General features: G+C 59.8%; 17 protein-coding genes. 7 read left to right on the top strand and 10 right to left on the bottom strand.

Features of this window, described 5'->3' with window-relative positions; all coding sequences use genetic code 11:
• Nucleotides 1-80 precede the first annotated feature (80 nt).
• A complete protein-coding gene (locus tag ACZ5WW_RS02765; RefSeq protein ID WP_377169841.1) occupies nucleotides 81-722 on the bottom strand; it encodes a DUF2490 domain-containing protein in 642 nt (213 codons plus the stop codon).
• Nucleotides 723-730: 8 nt separating this feature from the next.
• The gene (locus tag ACZ5WW_RS02760) at nucleotides 731-1,105 is read right to left on the bottom strand and encodes a group I truncated hemoglobin (RefSeq protein ID WP_377169839.1); all 375 of its coding nucleotides are present in this window, start codon (nucleotides 1,103-1,105) and stop codon (nucleotides 731-733) included.
• Between the two features lie 156 nt (nucleotides 1,106-1,261).
• Between ACZ5WW_RS02760 and ACZ5WW_RS02755 the strand changes: the two genes are divergently transcribed.
• Entirely contained in the window at nucleotides 1,262-2,929 is a 1,668-nt protein-coding gene (locus ACZ5WW_RS02755) for a putative transporter (protein WP_377169837.1), read from the top strand.
• Nucleotides 2,930-3,007: 78 nt separating this feature from the next.
• Complete coding sequence (locus ACZ5WW_RS02750; RefSeq protein WP_377169835.1) at nucleotides 3,008-3,949, top strand: tetratricopeptide repeat protein; 942 nt, start codon at nucleotides 3,008-3,010, stop codon at nucleotides 3,947-3,949.
• Nucleotides 3,950-3,955: 6 nt separating this feature from the next.
• On the opposite strand, the gene surE is transcribed toward ACZ5WW_RS02750, so the two are convergent.
• The 4 genes from surE to ACZ5WW_RS02730 form a co-directional block, all read right to left on the bottom strand.
• Complete coding sequence (gene surE, locus ACZ5WW_RS02745) at nucleotides 3,956-4,645, bottom strand: 5'/3'-nucleotidase SurE (RefSeq protein ID WP_377169833.1); 690 nt, start codon at nucleotides 4,643-4,645, stop codon at nucleotides 3,956-3,958.
• A 4-nt stretch (nucleotides 4,646-4,649) separates the two neighbouring features.
• Entirely contained in the window at nucleotides 4,650-5,633 is a 984-nt protein-coding gene (locus ACZ5WW_RS02740) for an MDR family NADPH-dependent oxidoreductase (protein ID WP_377169831.1), read from the bottom strand.
• Nucleotides 5,634-5,762: 129 nt separating this feature from the next.
• Nucleotides 5,763-6,056, bottom strand: a complete 294-nt coding sequence (locus ACZ5WW_RS02735; RefSeq protein ID WP_377169828.1) for a hypothetical protein — start codon at nucleotides 6,054-6,056, stop codon at nucleotides 5,763-5,765.
• A 4-nt stretch (nucleotides 6,057-6,060) separates the two neighbouring features.
• The gene (locus ACZ5WW_RS02730) at nucleotides 6,061-8,580 is read right to left on the bottom strand and encodes a right-handed parallel beta-helix repeat-containing protein (protein ID WP_377169826.1); all 2,520 of its coding nucleotides are present in this window, start codon (nucleotides 8,578-8,580) and stop codon (nucleotides 6,061-6,063) included.
• Between the two features lie 160 nt (nucleotides 8,581-8,740).
• Here ACZ5WW_RS02730 and ileS point away from each other — a divergent pair, with 160 nt between their 5' ends.
• Entirely contained in the window at nucleotides 8,741-11,494 is a 2,754-nt protein-coding gene (gene ileS / locus ACZ5WW_RS02725; protein ID WP_377169824.1) for an isoleucine--tRNA ligase, read from the top strand.
• Between the two features lie 36 nt (nucleotides 11,495-11,530).
• On the opposite strand, the gene ACZ5WW_RS02720 is transcribed toward ileS, so the two are convergent.
• Nucleotides 11,531-12,313 (bottom strand): hypothetical protein, encoded by a 783-nt coding sequence (locus tag ACZ5WW_RS02720; protein ID WP_377169822.1) that lies wholly within the window; start codon nucleotides 12,311-12,313, stop codon nucleotides 11,531-11,533.
• A 357-nt stretch (nucleotides 12,314-12,670) separates the two neighbouring features.
• Nucleotides 12,671-13,513, bottom strand: a complete 843-nt coding sequence (locus ACZ5WW_RS02715; RefSeq protein WP_377169820.1) for a hypothetical protein — start codon at nucleotides 13,511-13,513, stop codon at nucleotides 12,671-12,673.
• 320 nt (nucleotides 13,514-13,833) lie between these two features.
• Here ACZ5WW_RS02715 and ACZ5WW_RS02710 point away from each other — a divergent pair, with 320 nt between their 5' ends.
• Together ACZ5WW_RS02710 and ACZ5WW_RS02705 are read left to right on the top strand one after the other, a co-directional pair.
• Nucleotides 13,834-14,892, top strand: coding sequence for an ROK family protein (locus ACZ5WW_RS02710; protein ID WP_377169818.1), 1,059 nt, complete (start codon nucleotides 13,834-13,836; stop codon nucleotides 14,890-14,892).
• Between the two features lie 8 nt (nucleotides 14,893-14,900).
• Nucleotides 14,901-15,362 carry a CYTH domain-containing protein gene (locus tag ACZ5WW_RS02705; RefSeq protein ID WP_377169816.1) on the top strand — a complete coding sequence of 154 codons (462 nt, stop codon included), beginning with the start codon at nucleotides 14,901-14,903 and terminating at the stop codon, nucleotides 15,360-15,362.
• Nucleotides 15,363-15,528: 166 nt separating this feature from the next.
• Here ACZ5WW_RS02705 and ACZ5WW_RS02700 read toward each other — a convergent pair whose 3' ends face one another.
• A complete protein-coding gene (locus ACZ5WW_RS02700) occupies nucleotides 15,529-16,203 on the bottom strand; it encodes an REP-associated tyrosine transposase (RefSeq protein WP_377169813.1) in 675 nt (224 codons plus the stop codon).
• A 183-nt stretch (nucleotides 16,204-16,386) separates the two neighbouring features.
• The gene (locus tag ACZ5WW_RS02695; protein ID WP_377169811.1) at nucleotides 16,387-17,262 is read right to left on the bottom strand and encodes an ADP-ribosylglycohydrolase family protein; all 876 of its coding nucleotides are present in this window, start codon (nucleotides 17,260-17,262) and stop codon (nucleotides 16,387-16,389) included.
• Nucleotides 17,263-17,377: 115 nt separating this feature from the next.
• Here ACZ5WW_RS02695 and ACZ5WW_RS02690 point away from each other — a divergent pair, with 115 nt between their 5' ends.
• Both ACZ5WW_RS02690 and ACZ5WW_RS02685 read left to right on the top strand, forming a co-directional pair.
• On the top strand, nucleotides 17,378-18,208 hold the full coding sequence (locus ACZ5WW_RS02690) for a cyclase family protein (RefSeq protein WP_377169809.1): 831 nt from the start codon (nucleotides 17,378-17,380) through the stop codon (nucleotides 18,206-18,208).
• Between the two features lie 18 nt (nucleotides 18,209-18,226).
• Nucleotides 18,227-18,970: a dienelactone hydrolase family protein gene (locus tag ACZ5WW_RS02685; protein ID WP_377169807.1), complete on the top strand. Its 744-nt coding sequence runs from the start codon at nucleotides 18,227-18,229 to the stop codon at nucleotides 18,968-18,970.
• The last annotated feature ends 3 nt before the right edge of the window (nucleotides 18,971-18,973 follow it).

Below are 18,973 nucleotides of genomic sequence, written 5' to 3'. Positions count from 1 at the left end.
CAGTAGCTCGGGCAATCCTGCCCGAATCCGCGCGCTCTTCGCGGGCAGCATTGCCCGCAGTACCCCAGACACCGCTGCTCTCAAAACCGCACCCGCAGATACGTTCCCAGCACGGATTCGCTTTTCCAGGTCGTCTTGGTGCGCTTGGAGTCGATCATGTAAAAGAGGTCGAGGTCCATCGAGTCGGTGAGCTTGAAGGTGATTCCCAGCGGGATGAAGCGGTTCTCTGTGGGGCGGCGAAGGTGCAGGTCCATCAGGCACTCATCGCTGGCAAAGAGGCGTGTCAGCGGGCCCAGCGGCTGAGGCAGCGTCCAGGCGAGCTGCATGCGGTGCCGGGTGCGGTTTGCCGTTGAGGCGGCACCCTGGTTTTCGCGCCACTCCATGCGGTTGCGCCAGTCCACGCGCACCTGCTTGAACTCGTAATGTGGATTGATTTCCAGCTCAGTGCGGAGCTGGTCATAGTGGTCGTGCGTGGCGAGGTTTTCGAGCCTGAACATTGAAAGCCCCAGCCCAAGATCCAGCCATTTGGCAGCGGCAAACTTCACGCGCGGGCTCACCATCTGCGCGTAGGAGCCGTCCACTTCATCGGCAAAGTTGCCCATGAACACGCTGCCGGTCCAGGGGGGGCTGCGGTAATAGTCCACGTTCGACCACGCCCACCACTCGTCGGCTTGTGCCGGCAGGGTTGAAAGAAGGCCGAGGAATAGCAGCAGCAGGCGCATCGGCCGAATCAGTAGGAAGCGCCGGTGATCTCGTTGGTCATGGCGTTGATGCGGTCGATGACTTCGTCCGCCTCCTCGCGGGTCACATTCATGTCCAGCAGCGTCTCCACCAGATGGCCGGTGAAACGTGCAAAATGCTGCCGGGTGATGCCGCGGCCATGGTGGGTGTGGGCCAGCGGACGGCCGCTGTACTGGATCGGTCCGCCGGTGGCCATGACAAAAAACTCGCGCTGCATGGCGTGAAGCTTTTCGAGCTCGGTATTTTTGAAGAAGTGCCCGAGCTCCGGATCTGCCAGTACACGGACATAGAAGGCAGGAATGAGTGCGGTGATCATTTCTTCACCGCCGAGACGTTCATAGAGGGAGGGCGTGTTGGGGTTCATGCCAGACGATAAAGCACGAACCGCACCGCGATGCCGGGACAAAACGGCGCCGGGCAAATCTGGCACAGCGAATGCCAGCAGGTGCATGATGCGAACGCAAAAATGACGCACAAAGCGATTGCACCTCTGGCATCAAACATGCCTATGAAGAAAGACATGTCATTTCTTCAGCAACTGCATCAGGACAATCCCGTGGCCGGAGACCTGCTCGTTTTCAGCATGGTCATTCTCGGCGGCATCGGTCTGGGAAATATCCGTTTCCGTGGGGTCAAGCTGGGGACGGCGGGGGTGCTTTTTGCGGGGCTGGCCGCAGCGCATTGTGGATTGCGGCCGCAGGCGGAAGTGGCGCATTTTTTGAAGGAGTTTGGTCTCGTGCTGTTTGTGTTTGCGCTGGGCATGCAGATGGGGCCGGGCTTCTTTGCCTCGCTGCGGCGTCAGGGCCGCCTGCTCAATGCCTATGCTCTCATCCTGGTGCTGCTGGGGGGCGCGGTGGCAATGGTGGGCGGCTGGTTCCTTGGGATGCCGCTGCCTGCCGTGGCGGGTCTCTTTGCAGGCGCCACCACCAACACTCCGGCGCTCGGTGCTGCGCAGCAGGCGCTCGCGTCTGCGCATGCCGCGCCAGACATGATCACCCTTCCGGCGCTCTCCTACGCGGCGGCTTATCCACTGGCGATCGTGGGCATCATTTTTTCACTCATTGTGCTGCGCGTTTTCTTCAAGGTGGACGTGGCGCAGGAGGCGGAGCTCTTCCGGCAGGAGCAGGGCGCAGGCATCGAGCCCCTGCAACGCATGAACCTGCGGGTGGAGAATCCGAATCTCGAAGGCGTTCGCATCGCCAGTGTGCCGGGAATTCAGGAAACCAGCGTGGTGATCTCACGGCACAGGCCAGCAGCAGCCGTGGAGGTGGCAGCCGCGACACCGGAGACGAAGCTGCATGTCGGGGATGTGATCATGGCCGTCGGTACGCAGCCGCACCTGGACCAGTTTCGCCTGGTGATTGGCAGCGTAAGCCCTGAAAACCTCATGAAAGCGCCGGGGCGCATCACCTACCGCCGTGTGGTGCTGACGCGCAAGAAGCTGCTGGGCAAAACAGTGCGCGAACTGGGGCTCGACCACTTTCACGGCGTCACCGTCACCCGCGTGAGCCGTGGCGATCTCATCTTCACCGCTCTGCCGGATCTGAGGCTGCAGTTTGGTGATGTGCTCCAGCTCGTGGGAGATGAGGACGCGCTCAACGCCGCCACCTGCACCCTGGGCAATGAGGTGCATGTGCTGCAGGAGACGAAGTTTGCCTCCATTTTTGCCGGCATCCTTCTCGGTGTGCTGCTCGGCCTCTTTCCGCTGCACATTGAGGGGCTGCCCGCCCCGGTGCGGCTTGGGCTGGCCGGGGGGCCTCTGGTGGTGGCCATCCTCATGAGCCATCTGGGACGCCTGGGGCCCATGGTGATGCACATGCCGCTGAATGCGAACCGCGCCCTGCGGGAGCTCGGCATCATCCTCTTTCTGGCCAGTGTGGGACTGCTCTCCGGCGAGCGTTTTGCAGCCACCGTCTTTTCGATGCAGGGCCTGCAGTGGGTGCTGCTGGGCGTGCTGGTCACCATGCTGCCGCTGCTGCTGGTGGGCTTCTTTGCGCGCAAAGTTCATCGTGTGAACTTCATGACACTGTGCGGCCTGCTTTCAGGCGGCATGACGGACCCTCCTGCTCTCGCCTTTGCCACCACCATGGCCAGGTGCGACTCACCGGCGGTGGCCTATGCCACGGTGTATCCCCTGACCATGCTGCTGCGCATTGTGGTGGCGCAGGTGATTGCCCAGTTTGCCTGAGGTGCGGTGGCGTTTCGTGTGGCGGTGTGCTGAAAACACAAGACATCCGGCGCACTTGGCGTTTTCTTGCGGCCTGCCATGAAGTCAACCATCATCGTCTTCCTCTTAGCTGCACTCCTTTCGGCCTCAGTTCCCCAGGCCTCCGCGCAGACGCCGCCGGCCGAACCGAAGCTGCCCGAAAAGCTGCCGCCTGAGCTCAAGCAGAAAGCGGAGGAGTTCAAGAAGCAGCAGGCCGCAGTGCGTGAGCACATGCAGGCGGGCAAATACGAGGAGGCGGAGAAAGTGCTGCGCACGCTCATTGAGGAGTTCAAGAGCTACTTTGGGCCTGGCAATGCACTGCTGCCGGAGTGCCAGGGGGCGCTGGGAACCTGCCTGCGCGCGCAGGGAAAGCTGGCCGAGGCGGAGCCGGAGTTTAGGGCTTCATGGGAGGGGCATGTGAAGTACTCAGGCGCTGAAAAGCCGGAGACTCTGCGCATGCACAACGCGCTGGCCGAGACCCTGCACCAGCTGCGCAAATACAAGGAGGCGGAGCAGGAGACCCGGGCTGTGGTGAAGGAAATGCAAAAGGTGTACGGCGCCGAGCACCCGGCCACCCTGCTGAACCGCACCAATCTGGCCGTGGTGCTGGGAGACGAACAAAAATACGCCGAGGCCGAAAAGGAGCTGAAGGAGGTGCTGGAGATCGACATGCGGATACTCGGTGTGGACAAGCAGCCGACTCTCATGGCCCGGGGTGCCCTGGCCATGACCCTGCGTGAGGAGGGCAAGCTGGCGGAGGCGGAGCAGGAATTCCGCAAAGTGCTGCTCTTCATGGACGGCAATCCCGGGGAGGACCACCCGGACACGCTGACTTTCCGCTATCACTTTGCCATCTGCCTGACGATGCAGAAAAAATACGCCGAGGCCAAAAAGGAGGCCGAGCAGGGGCTGGCTGCTGCGAAGAACAAGCTGGGGGAAGACCACCCCAACACCAAAGAGCTGCAGCAGCTCGTCACGAGCATGCAAAACACCCCCAAATAGGAAGCATCAGACATGCAGCAGCGACACGGACACTCTGCCGCTGAAGCAGGCCTCCACGTCTGAACCCGGATCGCGCGGGCGTGAGGCATAGGACGCGGAGTAGGCGTAGCCCTGCGCCTCCTTGCGATAGCTGACATTGAGCGGCGAGCGTGCCGGGTGGCAGAGCGTGCGTGGGGGCAGCTCGCGCTGGTCTTCCGCGAGGTGTGGCAGGTTGATGTTCCAAAACGTTTTTTGCGGGTGCTCCTGCGCGTGCGTCTCCCGCACGATCTCAGCCATCCACGCAGCGGTGCGCTGCCAGTCCACTTTGAGCTCCCGTATCATGTAGTGGGACAGCGCCATGGAGCGGATGCCGTGGTAGGCAGCCTCACGCGCGGCCGCCACGGTGCCGGAGATGACGATGTCCTGCCCCATGTTGCCGCCGGCATTCACGCCGGAAAGCACGAGATCCGGCTTCACGTCCAGTGCAAACAAGGCCAGCCGCACACAGTCGGCGGGCGTGCCGTGCACGGCATGGCGGTTCTCGCCGCGTGACTCCACCTGCAGCGGCTGGTGTGTCGTCACCCGGTGCCCGCACTGGCTCTGCTCCGTGGCCGGAGCCACGATGGTATAGTTCCAGCCAAGCTGCTGCATCGCATTTTCCAAAGCCTGCAGTCCGGGGGCGGAGATGCCGTCGTCGTTGGTGAGGAGGACGTTCATCGTGTTATGCGAGATCGAGGATGACCTTGCCGCCGCGCGCACCTTCCTGGGCGCGTTTGATGGCGCGACCGAACTCTGCCAGAGGCACGATTTCATCGATGGCGGTGACGAGTTCGCCGGACTGGATGAGAGTGGCGAGAGGTTCGAGCACCTCATAGAGCTCCGGCGTGCTCGCCTTCTCAAACCATTTGGTGATCCACAGCCCGTGAAGCTGGAGGTTTTTGAAGATGAGGAATTTGTTTGGCACCTTCATGCTGCGGCGGCTCATGGCCCCGTAGGTGACGAGGATGCCCTCGGGACTCAGAAGATCCATCAGATGAATCGCGCTGTCGCCGCCCACGGCATTGGTGGCCAGCATCACGGGTTCGGAGCCCACGATCTTCTTTGCCTCCGCCACTCCCTCGTCGGTGTCCAGCAGCACGGCATCTGCGCCCAGCGATTTCAATTCATCGAAAAGCTCGGCACGGCGGACGAAGTTGATAGTGCGCAGGCCGAAGTGCTTCGCGAGCTGGATGAAGGCGCGGCCGACGCCTGAATTGGCCGCGTTTTGTGCCACCCATGCGCCCTTGGGCAGGTCGGTGTAGTGCTTGAGCAGTGCCCAGGCGGTGACCGGATTGATGCGCAGCATGCTGGCCTGCACCTGGTCGATCTGCGGCGGCAGCTTGGCAAAGTGGTGCTCCGGCGCGGTGAGATGCTGCGTCCAGCAGCCCGTGCCTAGCAGCGGAATGACGACATCTCCTTTTTCCAGCGAGGTGACTTTGTCTCCCACCGCCTCCACCTCGCCACAGCCCTCGTGCCCCGGAATGCTGGGCGGATGCGCCGGGCGGCCATAGGTGCCCTCGATGAAATTCAGGTCCGCCGGATTCACCGGCGCATACCTCATCCGCACCCGCACCTCATGCCCCGTCGGCGGCGTGAGCTCACGTTCCTGAAGCTGCAAAACCTCGGCAGGATTTCCGGTGCGGTCGAATTGGAGGAAGTGGGACATGGTATGCGAGATTACGTGGGGGAAGAGGATTGGGGCGTTTGCTTCTTCACAGTGAAGCGGAGTGGAGATGTGGCAAATACAGGAGCGAGGAAGAATAAGCCCAAAGGCACAGGACTGGACATTTTGATGTCAAGAATTAGCATCTTGAGATTCATCCAACGCTGCGGGGTAATATGTAGATAAGTAGCCGTTTATCTGGTTGTTGTCGGCTTTCCAATTAGGTCCACGAGTTTGTCTCATTAAACACAGGCCTAGGAGTTCCAATGGAGATGGAGCAGAGAATAAGAAGGCGTCGCTTGTGGCGACCCACATTTCAGTGCCGTTTTCTAGAAAGCGTCGATCAATGGCGAACCCCAATTCCTGCAAGGCGAGATATGCAGGCACCTCGACATTTCCTGCCGCTGTTATGCTTTCCAGGCTCATTGGTTTACTTCGCTCGAATCCCAATCTCCTCCACCGGGATCTTCTTGAAGCCGAGCTTGAACGCTGGTGACTCAGGCTTCAGACGGAAGTCATCCTTCTCCCAGTCCTCAAACAGCGGGTCTGCCACGAGGCTGTGTTTGTCCCATCCGGCGTTCTGCCAGGCGGACCATTCGTCCAGGGGCTCGGCTTCGAAGATGCGGACGTCGTCGATGAAGACCTGGCCTTGGGGCTCGTGGCAATCCACGCGCAGCCAGAAGGCGGTCATCCAGGGTTTCCAGCCGGTTTCGTTTTCGCGCAGCATGCGGCCGGTGGCTTCGACTTCCTTCCATTCATTCGTGGCGGTGATGCTGGTGCTGCTGGTCTGCCAGTAGCCCTCTCCGTTTTTGAAGGAGGCGAGGGCGAGGCCGATCTTGGCGGTGGGCTCGGTGCTCTTCACGCGCAGCCGCACGCGGTAGGCTGCGCCGGGCTTGATGGGCACATCAGGGCCGTGAAAGACGCTCTTGGGATTGGGCGGTGTGCCGAGGGCGCAGTCCACGCGTAGCGCACCATCGGCCACGACGAGTTGCACGTCCTTGTTTGGTTTGTGATTGAAGCCCCAGCCCTTGGGTGTTTTGCCGGGCTCGGTGCTGTCAAAGGTCTCCGTGACCAGCGGCGCGCCTTTGTCCGGCCCCACCTGGTTGATGCCGGTGACGATGGGGTTTCCACCATTCCACGCGAGGTTGTAGTCGAGAGTGTTGTACTTCGGCGAGGCATTGCGGATGTCGCCATACTTCACGCCGGGGGTGTTGCTGAACATGATGTTATGCTGAAAGCTGTTGCCGCTCATCATGGTGCCGTCTTCGCGGATGGCGTCCTTCGGGTGCAGGTCCATGTTGCGCATGTGCTTCCAGGCGGGCTGGCCGATCACGGATTCGTAGCCCTTGATCATCGTTTCGATGTGGCCGGTGTAGAAGCGCTGGTCCTTGGTCCAGCCGTGGAGGTCAAACTGGAACTTGCCGCCGAGGGCGAAGATGTTGTTTTCCACGATGCAGTCGCGCGAGTTGTGCATGTGGATGGGCGTGTGGGCCACGCGATAGACGATGTTGCCGATGATGTCGATGCCGCCGCTGTTGTCGTCCGGGTAGAGGCCAAAGGTGAACCACGGGTGCTTGAGCCCGCCGGACTCCTGGCCGCAGCCGATGACGTCGTGGATCAAATTGTAGCGCCATTTGCTGCCGCGGCTGCTGATCCAATCCCGCCCGCCGGTGTAGATGGCGCCGCCGTCCTGGGTTTCGAGGCAGAGGTGGTGCAGGTGGTTGTACTCCACCACGAGATTGTTGCCGCTCATCTGCACGCCCATGCGCGGGCCGTCGTGGATGTGGTTGTGCGTGGCGGTGTTGTCCACGCCGTAGAGGGAAATGCCGCAGGCGTTTTTATTGAAGACGCCCATGTGGTGGATGTGATTGTCCGCCGCCACGTGGCCGGGGCCGGTGAGTGTCTTGCGGTCGCCGCCGCTCAGGCTGATGCCGTTGCTGCCGGTGTGGCTGATCTCACAGTGCGACACGCGCACGTTTTTGCCATCGCTCACGCCCACGCCGCTGCCGTTGAAAGCGCCCACCTGCGTGATCACGCAGCGCTCCACCACGCAGTCCTCCGCGCGCTCAAAGATGATGGCGCTGCCGTGGCAGCCGGTGAGTGTGAGGCCTCGGATGGCGATGTTTTTCGCCCCGGCCTTCACTTTGAAAAAGCTCTCCAGCACCGGCAGGCGTACATCGGAAACATCCTTGCCTGCGGGCGGCATGAAGTAGAGGCTGCCTTCGCGCTTATCGTAGTACCACTCGCCGGGCGCATCCAGTTCTTCGAGGGCGTTTTGGAAGTGGTAGCGGTTGTGTGGGTGCAGGTCGTAGCTGCAGTCCTTTTTCAGCGTGAGCTTGCGTGTCTGCGGATCCAGCGAGGCCACCGGCTCGACGAAATTCCACCAGCCGTATTGCGCGAAGATGTCGAGCTCCACGTCCTCAGGGTGCGCCCACTTGCGCACGTCCTCGGGCTTCACATACAGGGTGCGTTTCCACAGGTGCCCCTCTGGTGCGCCTGCGGGGGGAAACTCCGCCACAAAGGCCCAGCCGCCGTAGAGAGGGTCCGCAGCATCGAAGTTCGGGTGGCGCGCCAGGATCTGCCGCTCGCCGTTGCAGAGGAGCTGCTTTGGGATGAAGCCTTTCGGCACCAGCTTGGAGACATCTGCCTTGAAAATATTGCCTGCGGCGGGCCCCCAGGTGGTGACGAGCGGCGCGCCGATGAGCGTGCTCTTGCTGCCCGTGATGGTCAGGTTGGAATCCTGCGCCTCCAACTGCACCGGCTGCGTCAGCTCCGTCGTGCCCGCAGGCAGCAGGATCGTCGCGGGTGAGCTGTCACCTGCTTTGCGCGCGGCGCGAACCTGCTCCAGCGCCTGGGAAAGCGAGAGGGCAGGGGACACGCGCACCTCCAGGGCCTGGGCGGTGGTCAGTGTGGCGGCGGCAGCGAGAAGCAGGAAACGGGTCGGAAACATGGTGGTGCCAAGCGATACGCCGCATGCGCACGAGGGCAAATGGCCGTTGAACCGTTTCCCGGGTTCAACTTGAAACTTTAAACCTGAAACTTGCAACCTTTGTGTCCCCCCTTGCCACGCGCCCCCATCTCGCTAGGCTCCGCGCTCCTTTTCCCTGACCATGAGCGCCCCTGACACTGCCAAGAACTACAAAGACACCGTCCTCCTGCCGAAGACCGACTTCCCTATGAAGGCGGATCTCGTCACGCGGGAGCCGCAGCGCCTGGCCAAATGGCAGGAAGGAAAGCTCTACCAGCGCATCGTGGCGCAGTCCAAAGGCCGCCCCACCTACATCCTGCACGACGGCCCCCCCTTTGCGAATGGCGACGTGCACATGGGCACCGCGCTGAACAAAATCCTCAAGGACCTCATCGTGAAGTCCAAGAACATGGCCGGGTTCCACGTGCCCTTTGTGCCCGGCTGGGACTGCCACGGCCTGCCCATCGAGTTCAAAGTGGTGAAATCCGCCGCCGGTCTCACTCCCGTGGAGGTGCGCCAGCGCTCCGAGGCCGAGGCCCGCAAGTACATCGACATCCAGCGCAACAGCTTCAAGCGCCTCGGCGTTTTTGGCGACTGGGACAATCCCTACCTCACGCTCAATCCGGACTATGAGGCCGGCATCCTGCGCACCTTTGGCAAGGCCGTGGAGCAGGGCCTTGTGTACCGCATGAAGCGCCCTGTGCTCTGGAGCTACGGCGCACAAACCGCCTTGGCCGAAGCCGAGGTGGAGTACAAGGAAAAGACCTCTCCGGCGGTGTATGTGAAGTTTGCCCTCGTCAATCCGCCTCCTGGCTGCGACGGTGCATCCCTCGTCATCTGGACCACCACACCCTGGACGCTCCCGGCCAACCTCGCCATCGCGCTGCATCCCACCTTTGACTACGTCAGCGGCACCTTCGCGCATGCGGATGGCCGTGTGGAAAAGCTCGTCATCGCCAAGTCGCGCGTGGAGGCCTTCGGTGCTGCCACCGGCTTCAAGCTGAACACCGAGCACGCCAATGAAGAGCTCAAAGGCACCGCGCTCAATGGCTGCGAGGCCCAGCACCCCTTCCTGCCGCGCACGTCGAAGGTCATCAACACCCTCTTCGTCACCGACGACACCGGCACCGGTGCCGTGCACATCGCCCCCGGCCATGGTGCGGACGACTACCACGCCGGACGCGAGCACGGGCTGGAGATCCTTTCTCCTGTGGACGGCGACGGCAAATACACAGCCGAGTGCGGCCTGCCCGACTTTGTGGGCAAGCACGTCTTCCAGAGCAATGAGGGAATTATCGAAATCCTCACCGCCAAGGGCGCGATCCTCGGCAACGAAAAATACGTGCATCAGTACCCGCACTGCTGGCGCTCCAAGACCCCCATCATCTTCCGCGCGGTGGAGCAGTTCTTCATCAAGGTGGACGACATTCGCGCCAAGGCTCTTTACGAGATCGACAAAGTCCACTGGCTGCCCGCCTGGGGACGCAACCGCATCTACGGCACGGTGGAGAGCCGCCCGGACTGGTGCATCAGCCGCCAGCGCACCTGGGGCGTGCCGCTTCCCGTCTTCTACTCCGCCAGTGGCGAGATCATCATGGACCCCGAGATCATCAACAAGGTGTCCGTCATCATCGCCCTGCACGGCAGCAATCTCTGGTTTGAAAAAGACGACGCCTGGTGGGCGGAGGAGGTGGGCCTGCCCGCAGGCACCAAGCGTGGTAACGACACGCTCGACGTCTGGATCGACTCCGGCTGCTCCCACGTCTCCGTGCTGGACCAGCACCCCGAACTGCACGCCCCTGCAGACATGTACATCGAGGCCACCGACCAGCATCGCGGCTGGTTCCAGAGCAGCCTCATGATGAGCATCATCGCCCGTGGTCACGCGCCGTACAAGGCGGTGATCACCCACGGCTTCGTCGTGGACACCAGCGGCAAGAAGATCAGCAAGAGCGACCAGGGTAACGCTGGTAAAAACGCCAAGCCCATGACCGCCGACCACTACTACAACACCTACGGCGCCGACATGGTGCGCCTCTGGGTGGCCAGTGTGGACTACCAAAATGAGGTGCCTTTCTCCGAAGACCTCTTCAAGCAGAACGGCGAAAACTACCGCCGCATCCGCAACACCCTGCGCGTGCTGCTGGGCAACCTCAGCGGCGAAAACACCGCCGCCACAGCCGCTGCGCCCGCCTACACCCTCGTGGACAAATGGATCCTTGAGCGCCTGCACGCCGTGACCAAGGAATGCGTGGACGCCTACGCGCACTACGACTTCCGCAAAGTCTTCAGCACCATCAACAACTTCATCACCGGAGACCTCAGCTCCCTCTACATCGACATCACCAAGGACCGCATGTACTGCGACGCCGCCAGCAGCCCGCGCCGCATCGCCACGCAGGCCGCCATCCGCGAGATCACCGAGACCCTCTGCCGCCTGCTGGCCCCCATCCTGGCCTTTACCGCAGACGAAGCCTGGGAGCACCTCGGCCATACCGACAGCGTGCACCTGCAGTCCTTCCCGCAGCCCAATCCCGCCTTCCCCGGCAGCGATGCCACCCTCGCGGTGAACGAGCTGCTCAAAGTCCGTGGCGTCATTCAGCAGGCCATCGAAAAAGCCCGCCAGGAAAAGAAGATCGGCTCCAACCTTGAAGCCACCGTCGCCCTCACCCTGCCAGCCGAAGGCTTCGACCACCCCGTCTTCAATGACCCCGCCACCCTCCACGAATTCCTCATCCTCAGCGAACTCAAGATCACCCGCGGCGGCGATCTCGCAGCCGCTGTGCAGGAATCCTCCCACTGCAAATGCGGCCGCTGCTGGAAGTATCTCCCTGACGTGGGAGCGAATGCCGAACACCCGACGCTGTGCGGAAGGTGTGTGGAAGCGGTGGGGTGATATATTAATATTTTAGCATTATACGTCTAATTTTTTTCAGAGGCCGAATGCTAACTTAACTATATCATAGACGAACCCACCGAGCACTGGAAGAACAATCATGGCTGATATTAGCTCCCACTTTTTTCGTTCGTAAATATGCTTGAGTAAGTGACGTGGTCCGAGATTCAGCTCTACACTGGGCCATAAGCTTTTGAGTTGATCCAACAATATGGCGGCAGGCACTATGCCTGTTATCCAGATGGTCGCGATCAGCATCGTGATTCTCCCCGGGGTCCAAGAAGCATCTGCTACTTTAGCTGCTGAAACAGTCGCTCCTTCGAGGGATTTTGTGAGCCAATAAAATTTCGTGAAAATTATGTAGCCAAACGGCGGGGCTAATACTTGAATAAGCCAAAACCTCTTCTTGCTAATCCAAGTAAACTGCGAAGGTGTGTGTTTGAGCCAGTCAGAAAGTTGGGTGTATGTGCTGTTCACCCAATTTTCATCTTCACCAGTGATGCTAATAGCTGTTGTTTTGTAGCCGGCTTCGCCGTGATTTAAGGCTAGAGAAATGAAACGGGAACCTGACTTGAGCTGCGATTGGATTGTAAGGCTCAATCCCTGCACAGGTTTATCAAAGTAATCTGTGAATTTTCGAGGGCTTTCATCAAAACGAACTTCTGAGCCGCCATAATAGCTTATTTCGCAACTAAAGCGATGTTCCCATTTGTTTTCACGGCGGGTGGGGCGCTGTTCGAGGCAAATCTCGATAAGGTCTACGACAGACTTTTCGTCGATAACGACATCTGTAATAACAATTCGGCGTGAAAACTCCATTTTTTATGCTTTTCGTTAGGGACGTAATGTCAAGTAAGGGTAGCGACGTTAGAGAAAATGTGCCGATATTTAACCCGTTTTCAACGAGCCTGCTAACCTTCACAAATTTCTCATTCCCAGTGACTTCAAAATCACACTCGCGACCGCGACCTTTCCATCGCCGTCCATGAGGCATCTTGCTGCAAATGGGACCGGTGCTGGAAATATCTGCCGGATGTGGGAGTCAGCGTCGAGTGCCCGGCGATCTGGGGCGGTGTGTGAAGGCGGTAGATTGAGATATTTGGATCAACCTTATGCATCTAAGAGGCGGCCTGATTATACAATGTATATCTATATGAAATGTGGCAAAAGTAAGTTTTAAAAACCTTCTTTATCATCGTCTTCTTCGGATGCTATGATATGTACATCGGTTGCCTGTAACTCATGGACTTTTTGCGATTTAGCTCCCAATGGAAAAATTGGCCTCCCGATAAATTCCAAAATGTCTGACCGTGATTTATCAAATCTTACCTTTTCGAAAATTTCCGTGTCGACGTGAACTTTAACAACGCCTCCTCCAGCTCGCCGAATTTCTATCACCCCAGAGGCTGGTATCATCTTGAGGAGTTTCCCTCGAATTATTTCTTTCGGTCCCAAGAAATGCTCTTTCGATAGCTTGTTAACGTAATTTTTCGTCGTTTCAGAAAATTGAACCCTCATATTTGGATCAATTCCGGGCGCTCCTATTTCAACGGTGCCAATGCCTCCAGCGGCATCTATCCTTCCGACGAAATTCACGACTTCAGCATGTATTGAGCCAATGTAATATCTCTTGTCATCGTCTGGTTCCTTCTTTAAACGCTGCATGATATCCTGAACATAATATCCCATTAGTCCTGACATTAATTGCTCTCCCACGAACTTTAGGATCTGTACAGTAGACGGGTCGGATAAAATGGGAATTAAGCCATAACCATCAGAAGCTTTTTTCCGTTGTCCTATTTGCAGTGCAAGCATTTGACGCTCATCCCAATTGGGAAAAGCTCCCTTGTCCAAGCGACTTCGGGTTAAAAGAAAGGTTTTATTAACTATTCTTTGAAAAGCTACGAACGTTAATCCCAAATCATAAATACTAACACCTCGGACATCCATTTCTCGTCCCATAAAACGAAGGGTGAAGAGGCTGTCTTCAAAAGTGTTTTTGCTGGGATGGTTGCGCATAAACGTAGGGGGGTGGATTTGTACGTCTCAATTTATTAATTTGCAGGAAAACCTGAGTCTCTTACAAGGGAAATCGCATTTTGTCTCATCAAAGTGCTCGCTCGTGTGAACTGGCAATGCTGCCTATTGTTTGAATGCCGCAATCCTAGTGCTGACTGTCATTCAAATAAACGTCAGTCGCTTTTACTTCGTTTTGAAGCGCGCAGAGGTAAAAGTGGAGCTCCAGGCTTAACCAATTCTTTCCCTATCCATTTACCAACTCATCGACGCGCATTCTGCTCGACCACCTGCCATTCGCTCTCCACATTCGCGGCCCTGATATGCCTACTGTTACCCGCGACATCTATCTCGGCACCGACTCCGGGGCCACCACTTCCAAGACCGGCGGCGTGTTCGCCAATGGCGAGCCTGTCTCCACGCATCTGCGCCAGAGCTCGACGAATTCCCAGGCGGGCACCGCTGCCGTGGTGGCGGGTTGGGTGGAGGGAGCTGAAGGCTTTCTGAAGGACAACGGCCTCTCCTGGGACCGCGTGGCGGCTGCGGGGCTGGCGCTGCCAGGGCCTTATCAGCGCTACGGTGTGCTGGAGAAATCCTCCAACCTGCCGGACAGCTTCATCGGCTGGAATTTCCACGCGGACTACTCCGCCGCCATCGCCAAGGCCGCAGGCCGCGAGATCCCGCTGTATGTGGGCAATGACGGTGACTTTGGCGGCGTGGGCGAGGCCGCCCGCGTGCGTGGCGCCACCAAATCCACCGTGCTCCTGCTGGCCCCCGGCTCCGGTCTGGGCGCGGCTTACATCGATGCCAATGGCCTGCCGCTGAGCGGCGATCATCTCGCAGGCATGGAGGGCGGACACATGCCCATCCCGCGTCACCTGCTGGGCCATGGTCTGGATGAGGTGCCTGCCTTCCGCTGCGGCTGCGGTCGTGACTGGGGCTGCATCGAGGCCTACTCCACCATCTCCGGCCTGTCGCAGTTCCTGGAGTTCTTTCTGCCCAAGTATCCTGATCACGAACTCGCCAAAAGCGACGAGACGCTGAGGAGCAAAGGCTTTTCCCTGCGCGGACGTGCGCAGAAGGGCGATGAGCTTGCGCTGAAGATCTTTGACATCCAGGCACGTGCCCTTGGCATCCATGTGGCCAATCTTTCGATGGCGCTGGACCCCGGCATCGTGGTGATCGGCGGTGGATTGGTGGACCCTGAGAGCACCACACCGGAATTCCGCGAGCGCTACCTCGGTGGCATCCGTGCCGCTGCTCTGCCCTACCTTTTCCCGAAACAGCGCGAAGAACTCCAGATCGTGCCCGCCACTTTGGGCGAGCTTTCCCAGTCCATCGGAGCCGCGCTCGTGGCGCTGTATTCCTCCAAGGAGGCCTGAGAGCACGGATGGCCACGGAGATTGAACGTAAATTCCTGCTCAAGCCCGGCCTGTGGCAGCCCACCGGTCCGGGCCGCCGCATGGCGCAGGGCTACCTCTCCCGCGATCCTGACCGCACCGTCCGCGTGCGTGTGGTGGGCGACGACGCCTTCATGACCGTGAAGAGCCGCCGCCGCGGCATCTCACGCACGGAGATCGAATTTGCCATCCCGTTGGAGCATGCGCGGGATCTGCTGCTGCTCTGCCACCAGCCGCTGATCGACAAAACGCGGTATGAAGTGCTGCATGATGGCATGCTGTGGGAGGTGGATGTTTTCCATGGAGCCAATGACGGGCTCATCGTGGCAGAGATCGAGCTGCCCAGTGAAGACACCGCCTTCGCGTTGCCTGAATGGATTGGCGAGGAAGTCAGCCACGACATGCGCTACACCAACTCCAATCTTTGCGCGGTGCCGTTTAGTGAGTGGTAAAGGAGCGCGGAATTTATTCCGCAGCAGGTCGTTCGCGCATGGCGGCTGTTGTTTCACCTGAAACGCCGCAGGCACGCTGATGCTCGGTTTTAAGGGAGCTGGTGTGAGGTTAAGAACGTGGGGCTCCGGCGGAGTGCTGCGGAAGAAATTCCGCGCTCCTGAGGGCTTATGTTTCTTCGCACACGTAGGTCCATGGCCATGCTTTCCAATCGGATACCAAACCTGCCTTCACGGGATTGTTGCGGATGTAACGGATCGTCCGGTCCTGATGATCGGGATCTCGCATGTAGGTGTCCCAGTAGTCTTTCTGCCAGAACGGTGAATGAAGCCCCCGTGAGGCATTGGCTGCGCGAGCCGTCGCTCCTTTCCATTGGTGCAGGATCTTTCGCATGGGGATGTCACTGACTTCAAACAGCACATGCACATGGTTTGGCATGATGGTCCATGCGAGGAGATGATAGCGGGTCCCATCGAACCGGTGCAGGGCATCTGCAACCATTTGTGCCAGGCGTTCGTCTCTCAGATGACATGAGCCATGGCCAAGGTCGAGCCAGTCCTCAAGCTGAATGCGACGTTCTCGGTCGTCTTCGATTTTCAGAAGCTTTTCCCACTCGTCTTGCAATGCAGCAGGAAAGCTGTCAGCCAGACGGAAAGTGACAAATTGAGTCAGTCCCGGCTCATCGCGATGGGGAAGGTAGCCACGCTCATGCCAGCCGTAGAACCCCTGGATCTTCTCCTCGCGCGTAAGTTTGGGTGATGTTTCACGCTGTTGCTCGATCACCCGCCTCATCTCAGGTCGAAACGGTACACCTGTGCGACGAGAGTGAGGTGCTTCGCTCATGGCACAAACAAACGAAAGCCACAGTGACGCGCAAATGGAATCGGAGCGCGGAATTCATTCCGCAGCAGGTTGTTCGGCATGGCGGGTGTTATTTCACATGAAACGCCGCAGGCACGCTGATGCTCGGTTTTAAGGGAGCTGGTGTGAGGTTAAGAACTTGGGGGTTCGGCGGAGTGCTGCGGACTAAAGTCCGCGCTCCAGTTGAGGCTTCGCCAGCAGCCCCTCGCGCCATGCGGTGGGGATCGCTTCAATGCCATGGGCGGCGCCGAGGAGCATGCCGAGTGCGAGGGCGCGGGCGCAGTTGTCGCCGCCGGCCATGGCGTTTTCGATGGTGGCCTGTGCAAAATCGTTGCCATGATGGCGCAGCAGCCAGAGCACGGCGGGCAGGGCCTGCGGGATGGGGCAGGCGCGGCCGAGCTGGCCGATGGCGTCGGCGCCCGTGGCTGAGTCTGCGGCTTTCAGCGCCCATGCGGGAGCTGTTTCAGAAATGACGTCCTGCAGCTCACCACCATGCAGCAGGCGGTGCGTGGCACGGGCGAGAAACTCAGCGCATTCGATCGTCTCCGGCGGGCGGTGCGTGATCACCGTCTGCTCGATGGCGGCGGCCACGGCATCAGACTCGGGCTTGTCGGCGAAGAAGGCCATCAGGGGTGCGATGCGCGCCGGGCCGGCAAGTTCATCGGATGCCGCACCACTCGTGGCCGCCGTGGCTCCGGCCTGGAGATTGGCCAGCGTGGCTTTGGTGGCCTTGTCCACGTAGTCGTTGTAGCTCGGCCACATGGCCTGCCAGTCGGTGAGGAAGGCGGCGGCATCCCAGTGCTTTTCGCGTTGGAGGAAAGTCAGCAGCCGCAGCGCCTGATCTCCCGCATGGCCCTGCTCACCGGCCTGCTTGTGCGGATGGTAGGAGCTGGCACCCGGAGCCATGTAACCCGTCACCCGGCCATGCCGTTGCACGATGAGGCTTGGGTCATAAATCCAGTGCACTCCGAGCGAGACGGATTCCGCGATGAAGCTGCCCTGCAGCATGCCGGCGAGACGGGAGGAAAAGTCAGGAGTCATGATGAGCCCACTAGCGTTTGAAACGCGGGCTGGCAAGAGCCGGTCCCGCTCCCGATCCTCCATGCAGGCAAAACCCTGTTGGAAAGTGTCTTTACATTGGCTAGAACTGCATCGCATGAAGGCGCTCCTCTTTCCCCTTGGTCTGCTAGGCCTTATCGCCCTGGGCAGGCTTCTCAGCCTGGCCGAGGCCGAACCTCCTGCCGCATCCACATCTCCCTTCGCAGGCGGCAGATGGATCGATCTCACGCATGAGTTTGCCGCAGACACGCTCTACTGGCCCACGGCGCAACGCTTTCAGCTGGAGGTGGAGTCACGCGCCATGACGCCGAAGGGCTATTTCTACGCCGCCAACCGCTACCGTGCCTCCGAGCATGGCGGCACGCACATCGACGCGCCCATCCATTTTGCAGAGAAAGGAAAGACCGTGGATCAACTGCCGGTCGATCAACTCATGGGTCCGGCGGTGGTGGTGGATGTCTCGGCGCAGGCCGCTGCTGATGCGGATTATCAGGTGAACGTGGCAGATTTTGAGGCCTGGGAAAAAGCTCATGGCCTGCTGCCCCAAGGCATCATCGTCCTGCTGCGCACCGGCTATGCAAAACGCTGGCCAGACCCGAAGACCTACCTGGGCACCGAGCAGCGCGGCGCAGAGGCCGTGCCGCAGCTTCATTTCCCCGGCCTGCATCCAGATGCTGCACGCTGGCTGGTGGCGCAGCGCAGCATCAAGGCCATCGGCCTCGACACCGCCAGCATTGATCGCGGTCAGTCCTCGCTGTTTGAAAGTCACCGTATCCTGCTGGAGCAAAACATCCCCGCCTTTGAAAACGTGGGAGACATGAGCCTGCTCCCCGCCACAGGTGCTCACATCATCGCGCTGCCCATGAAGATCAAAGAAGGCAGCGGCGGCCCCCTGCGCATTGTCGCGTGGGTGCCGGGCGCTCTGTAATCCATATATCAATCCCCCATGACTCTCCGCGAACCCGAAACCATCGAGCTCTCCACCCCCACCGGCCCCATGCGTGCGCTGGTGCTGCGTCCCGCAGGCGAGGGCCGCTTTCCTGGGCTGCTGTTCCATTCTGAAATTTTCCAAAACACCGGCCCCATCTGCCGCACCGCCGCCTTCCTGGCCGGGCATGGCTTCATCGTGGTGCTGCCGGAGATCTACCACGAGTACCTGCCTGCGGGCACTGTGCTGGTCTACGATCAGGCGGGCTCCGACGTGGGCAACAAGCTCAAGATTGAAAAGCCGGTGGCGGCGTATGATTCGGACAATCGTGCGGTGCTGGACTACCTGAAAGAGCACCCAGATTGCACGGGCAGGCTGGGCTCCTTTGGTCCCTGCATCGGCGGGCATCTGACCTACCGTGCAGCTTTGCAGCCGGATGTGTCGGCATCCGTGTGCTTTTACCCCACCGATCTTCACAAACGCAGCCTCGGCGCTGGCATGAACGACGACTCTCTGGCCCGTGCCGCCGACATCAAGGGGGAGATGATGCTCGTCTTTGGCCGCCAGGATCCGCATGTGCCCGCCGAAGGCCGTGCCATGATCTACCAGACGCTCACAGCGGCAGGCGTGAAATTCACCTGGCATGAATTCAATGCCGCCCATGCCTTCCTGCGCGATGAAGGGCTGCGCTACGACCCCGAGCTGGCCCGTCAGGCGCTGGGCATGACGGTGGACTTCCTCCGCCGCTGCCTGGTCTCGTAGCTT

The sequence above is a fragment of the Prosthecobacter fluviatilis genome, assembly GCF_055388355.1.
The sequence above is the reverse complement of the archived record's forward strand: the minus strand, read 5'-3'. Positions and strand labels throughout refer to the sequence as shown.

What these genes read in the sequence shown, in the direction of transcription:
- ACZ5WW_RS02720 (WP_377169822.1), bottom strand. Translation starts at nt 12,313, where the DNA reads ATGGAGTTTTCACGCCGAATTGTTATTACAGATGTCGTTATCGACGAA.
- ACZ5WW_RS02755 (WP_377169837.1), top strand. Translation starts at nt 1,262, where the DNA reads ATGTCATTTCTTCAGCAACTGCATCAGGACAATCCCGTGGCCGGAGAC.
- ACZ5WW_RS02750 (WP_377169835.1), top strand. Translation starts at nt 3,008, where the DNA reads ATGAAGTCAACCATCATCGTCTTCCTCTTAGCTGCACTCCTTTCGGCC.
- ACZ5WW_RS02690 (WP_377169809.1), top strand. Translation starts at nt 17,378, where the DNA reads ATGAAGGCGCTCCTCTTTCCCCTTGGTCTGCTAGGCCTTATCGCCCTG.
- ACZ5WW_RS02685 (WP_377169807.1), top strand. Translation starts at nt 18,227, where the DNA reads ATGACTCTCCGCGAACCCGAAACCATCGAGCTCTCCACCCCCACCGGC.
- ileS (WP_377169824.1), top strand. Translation starts at nt 8,741, where the DNA reads ATGAGCGCCCCTGACACTGCCAAGAACTACAAAGACACCGTCCTCCTG.
- ACZ5WW_RS02700 (WP_377169813.1), bottom strand. Translation starts at nt 16,203, where the DNA reads ATGAGCGAAGCACCTCACTCTCGTCGCACAGGTGTACCGTTTCGACCT.
- ACZ5WW_RS02710 (WP_377169818.1), top strand. Translation starts at nt 13,834, where the DNA reads ATGCCTACTGTTACCCGCGACATCTATCTCGGCACCGACTCCGGGGCC.
- ACZ5WW_RS02735 (WP_377169828.1), bottom strand. Translation starts at nt 6,056, where the DNA reads ATGAGCCTGGAAAGCATAACAGCGGCAGGAAATGTCGAGGTGCCTGCA.
- ACZ5WW_RS02695 (WP_377169811.1), bottom strand. Translation starts at nt 17,262, where the DNA reads ATGACTCCTGACTTTTCCTCCCGTCTCGCCGGCATGCTGCAGGGCAGC.
- ACZ5WW_RS02715 (WP_377169820.1), bottom strand. Translation starts at nt 13,513, where the DNA reads ATGCGCAACCATCCCAGCAAAAACACTTTTGAAGACAGCCTCTTCACC.
- ACZ5WW_RS02740 (WP_377169831.1), bottom strand. Translation starts at nt 5,633, where the DNA reads ATGTCCCACTTCCTCCAATTCGACCGCACCGGAAATCCTGCCGAGGTT.
- ACZ5WW_RS02760 (WP_377169839.1), bottom strand. Translation starts at nt 1,105, where the DNA reads ATGAACCCCAACACGCCCTCCCTCTATGAACGTCTCGGCGGTGAAGAA.
- ACZ5WW_RS02765 (WP_377169841.1), bottom strand. Translation starts at nt 722, where the DNA reads ATGCGCCTGCTGCTGCTATTCCTCGGCCTTCTTTCAACCCTGCCGGCA.
- ACZ5WW_RS02730 (WP_377169826.1), bottom strand. Translation starts at nt 8,580, where the DNA reads ATGTTTCCGACCCGTTTCCTGCTTCTCGCTGCCGCCGCCACACTGACC.
- surE (WP_377169833.1), bottom strand. Translation starts at nt 4,645, where the DNA reads ATGAACGTCCTCCTCACCAACGACGACGGCATCTCCGCCCCCGGACTG.
- ACZ5WW_RS02705 (WP_377169816.1), top strand. Translation starts at nt 14,901, where the DNA reads ATGGCCACGGAGATTGAACGTAAATTCCTGCTCAAGCCCGGCCTGTGG.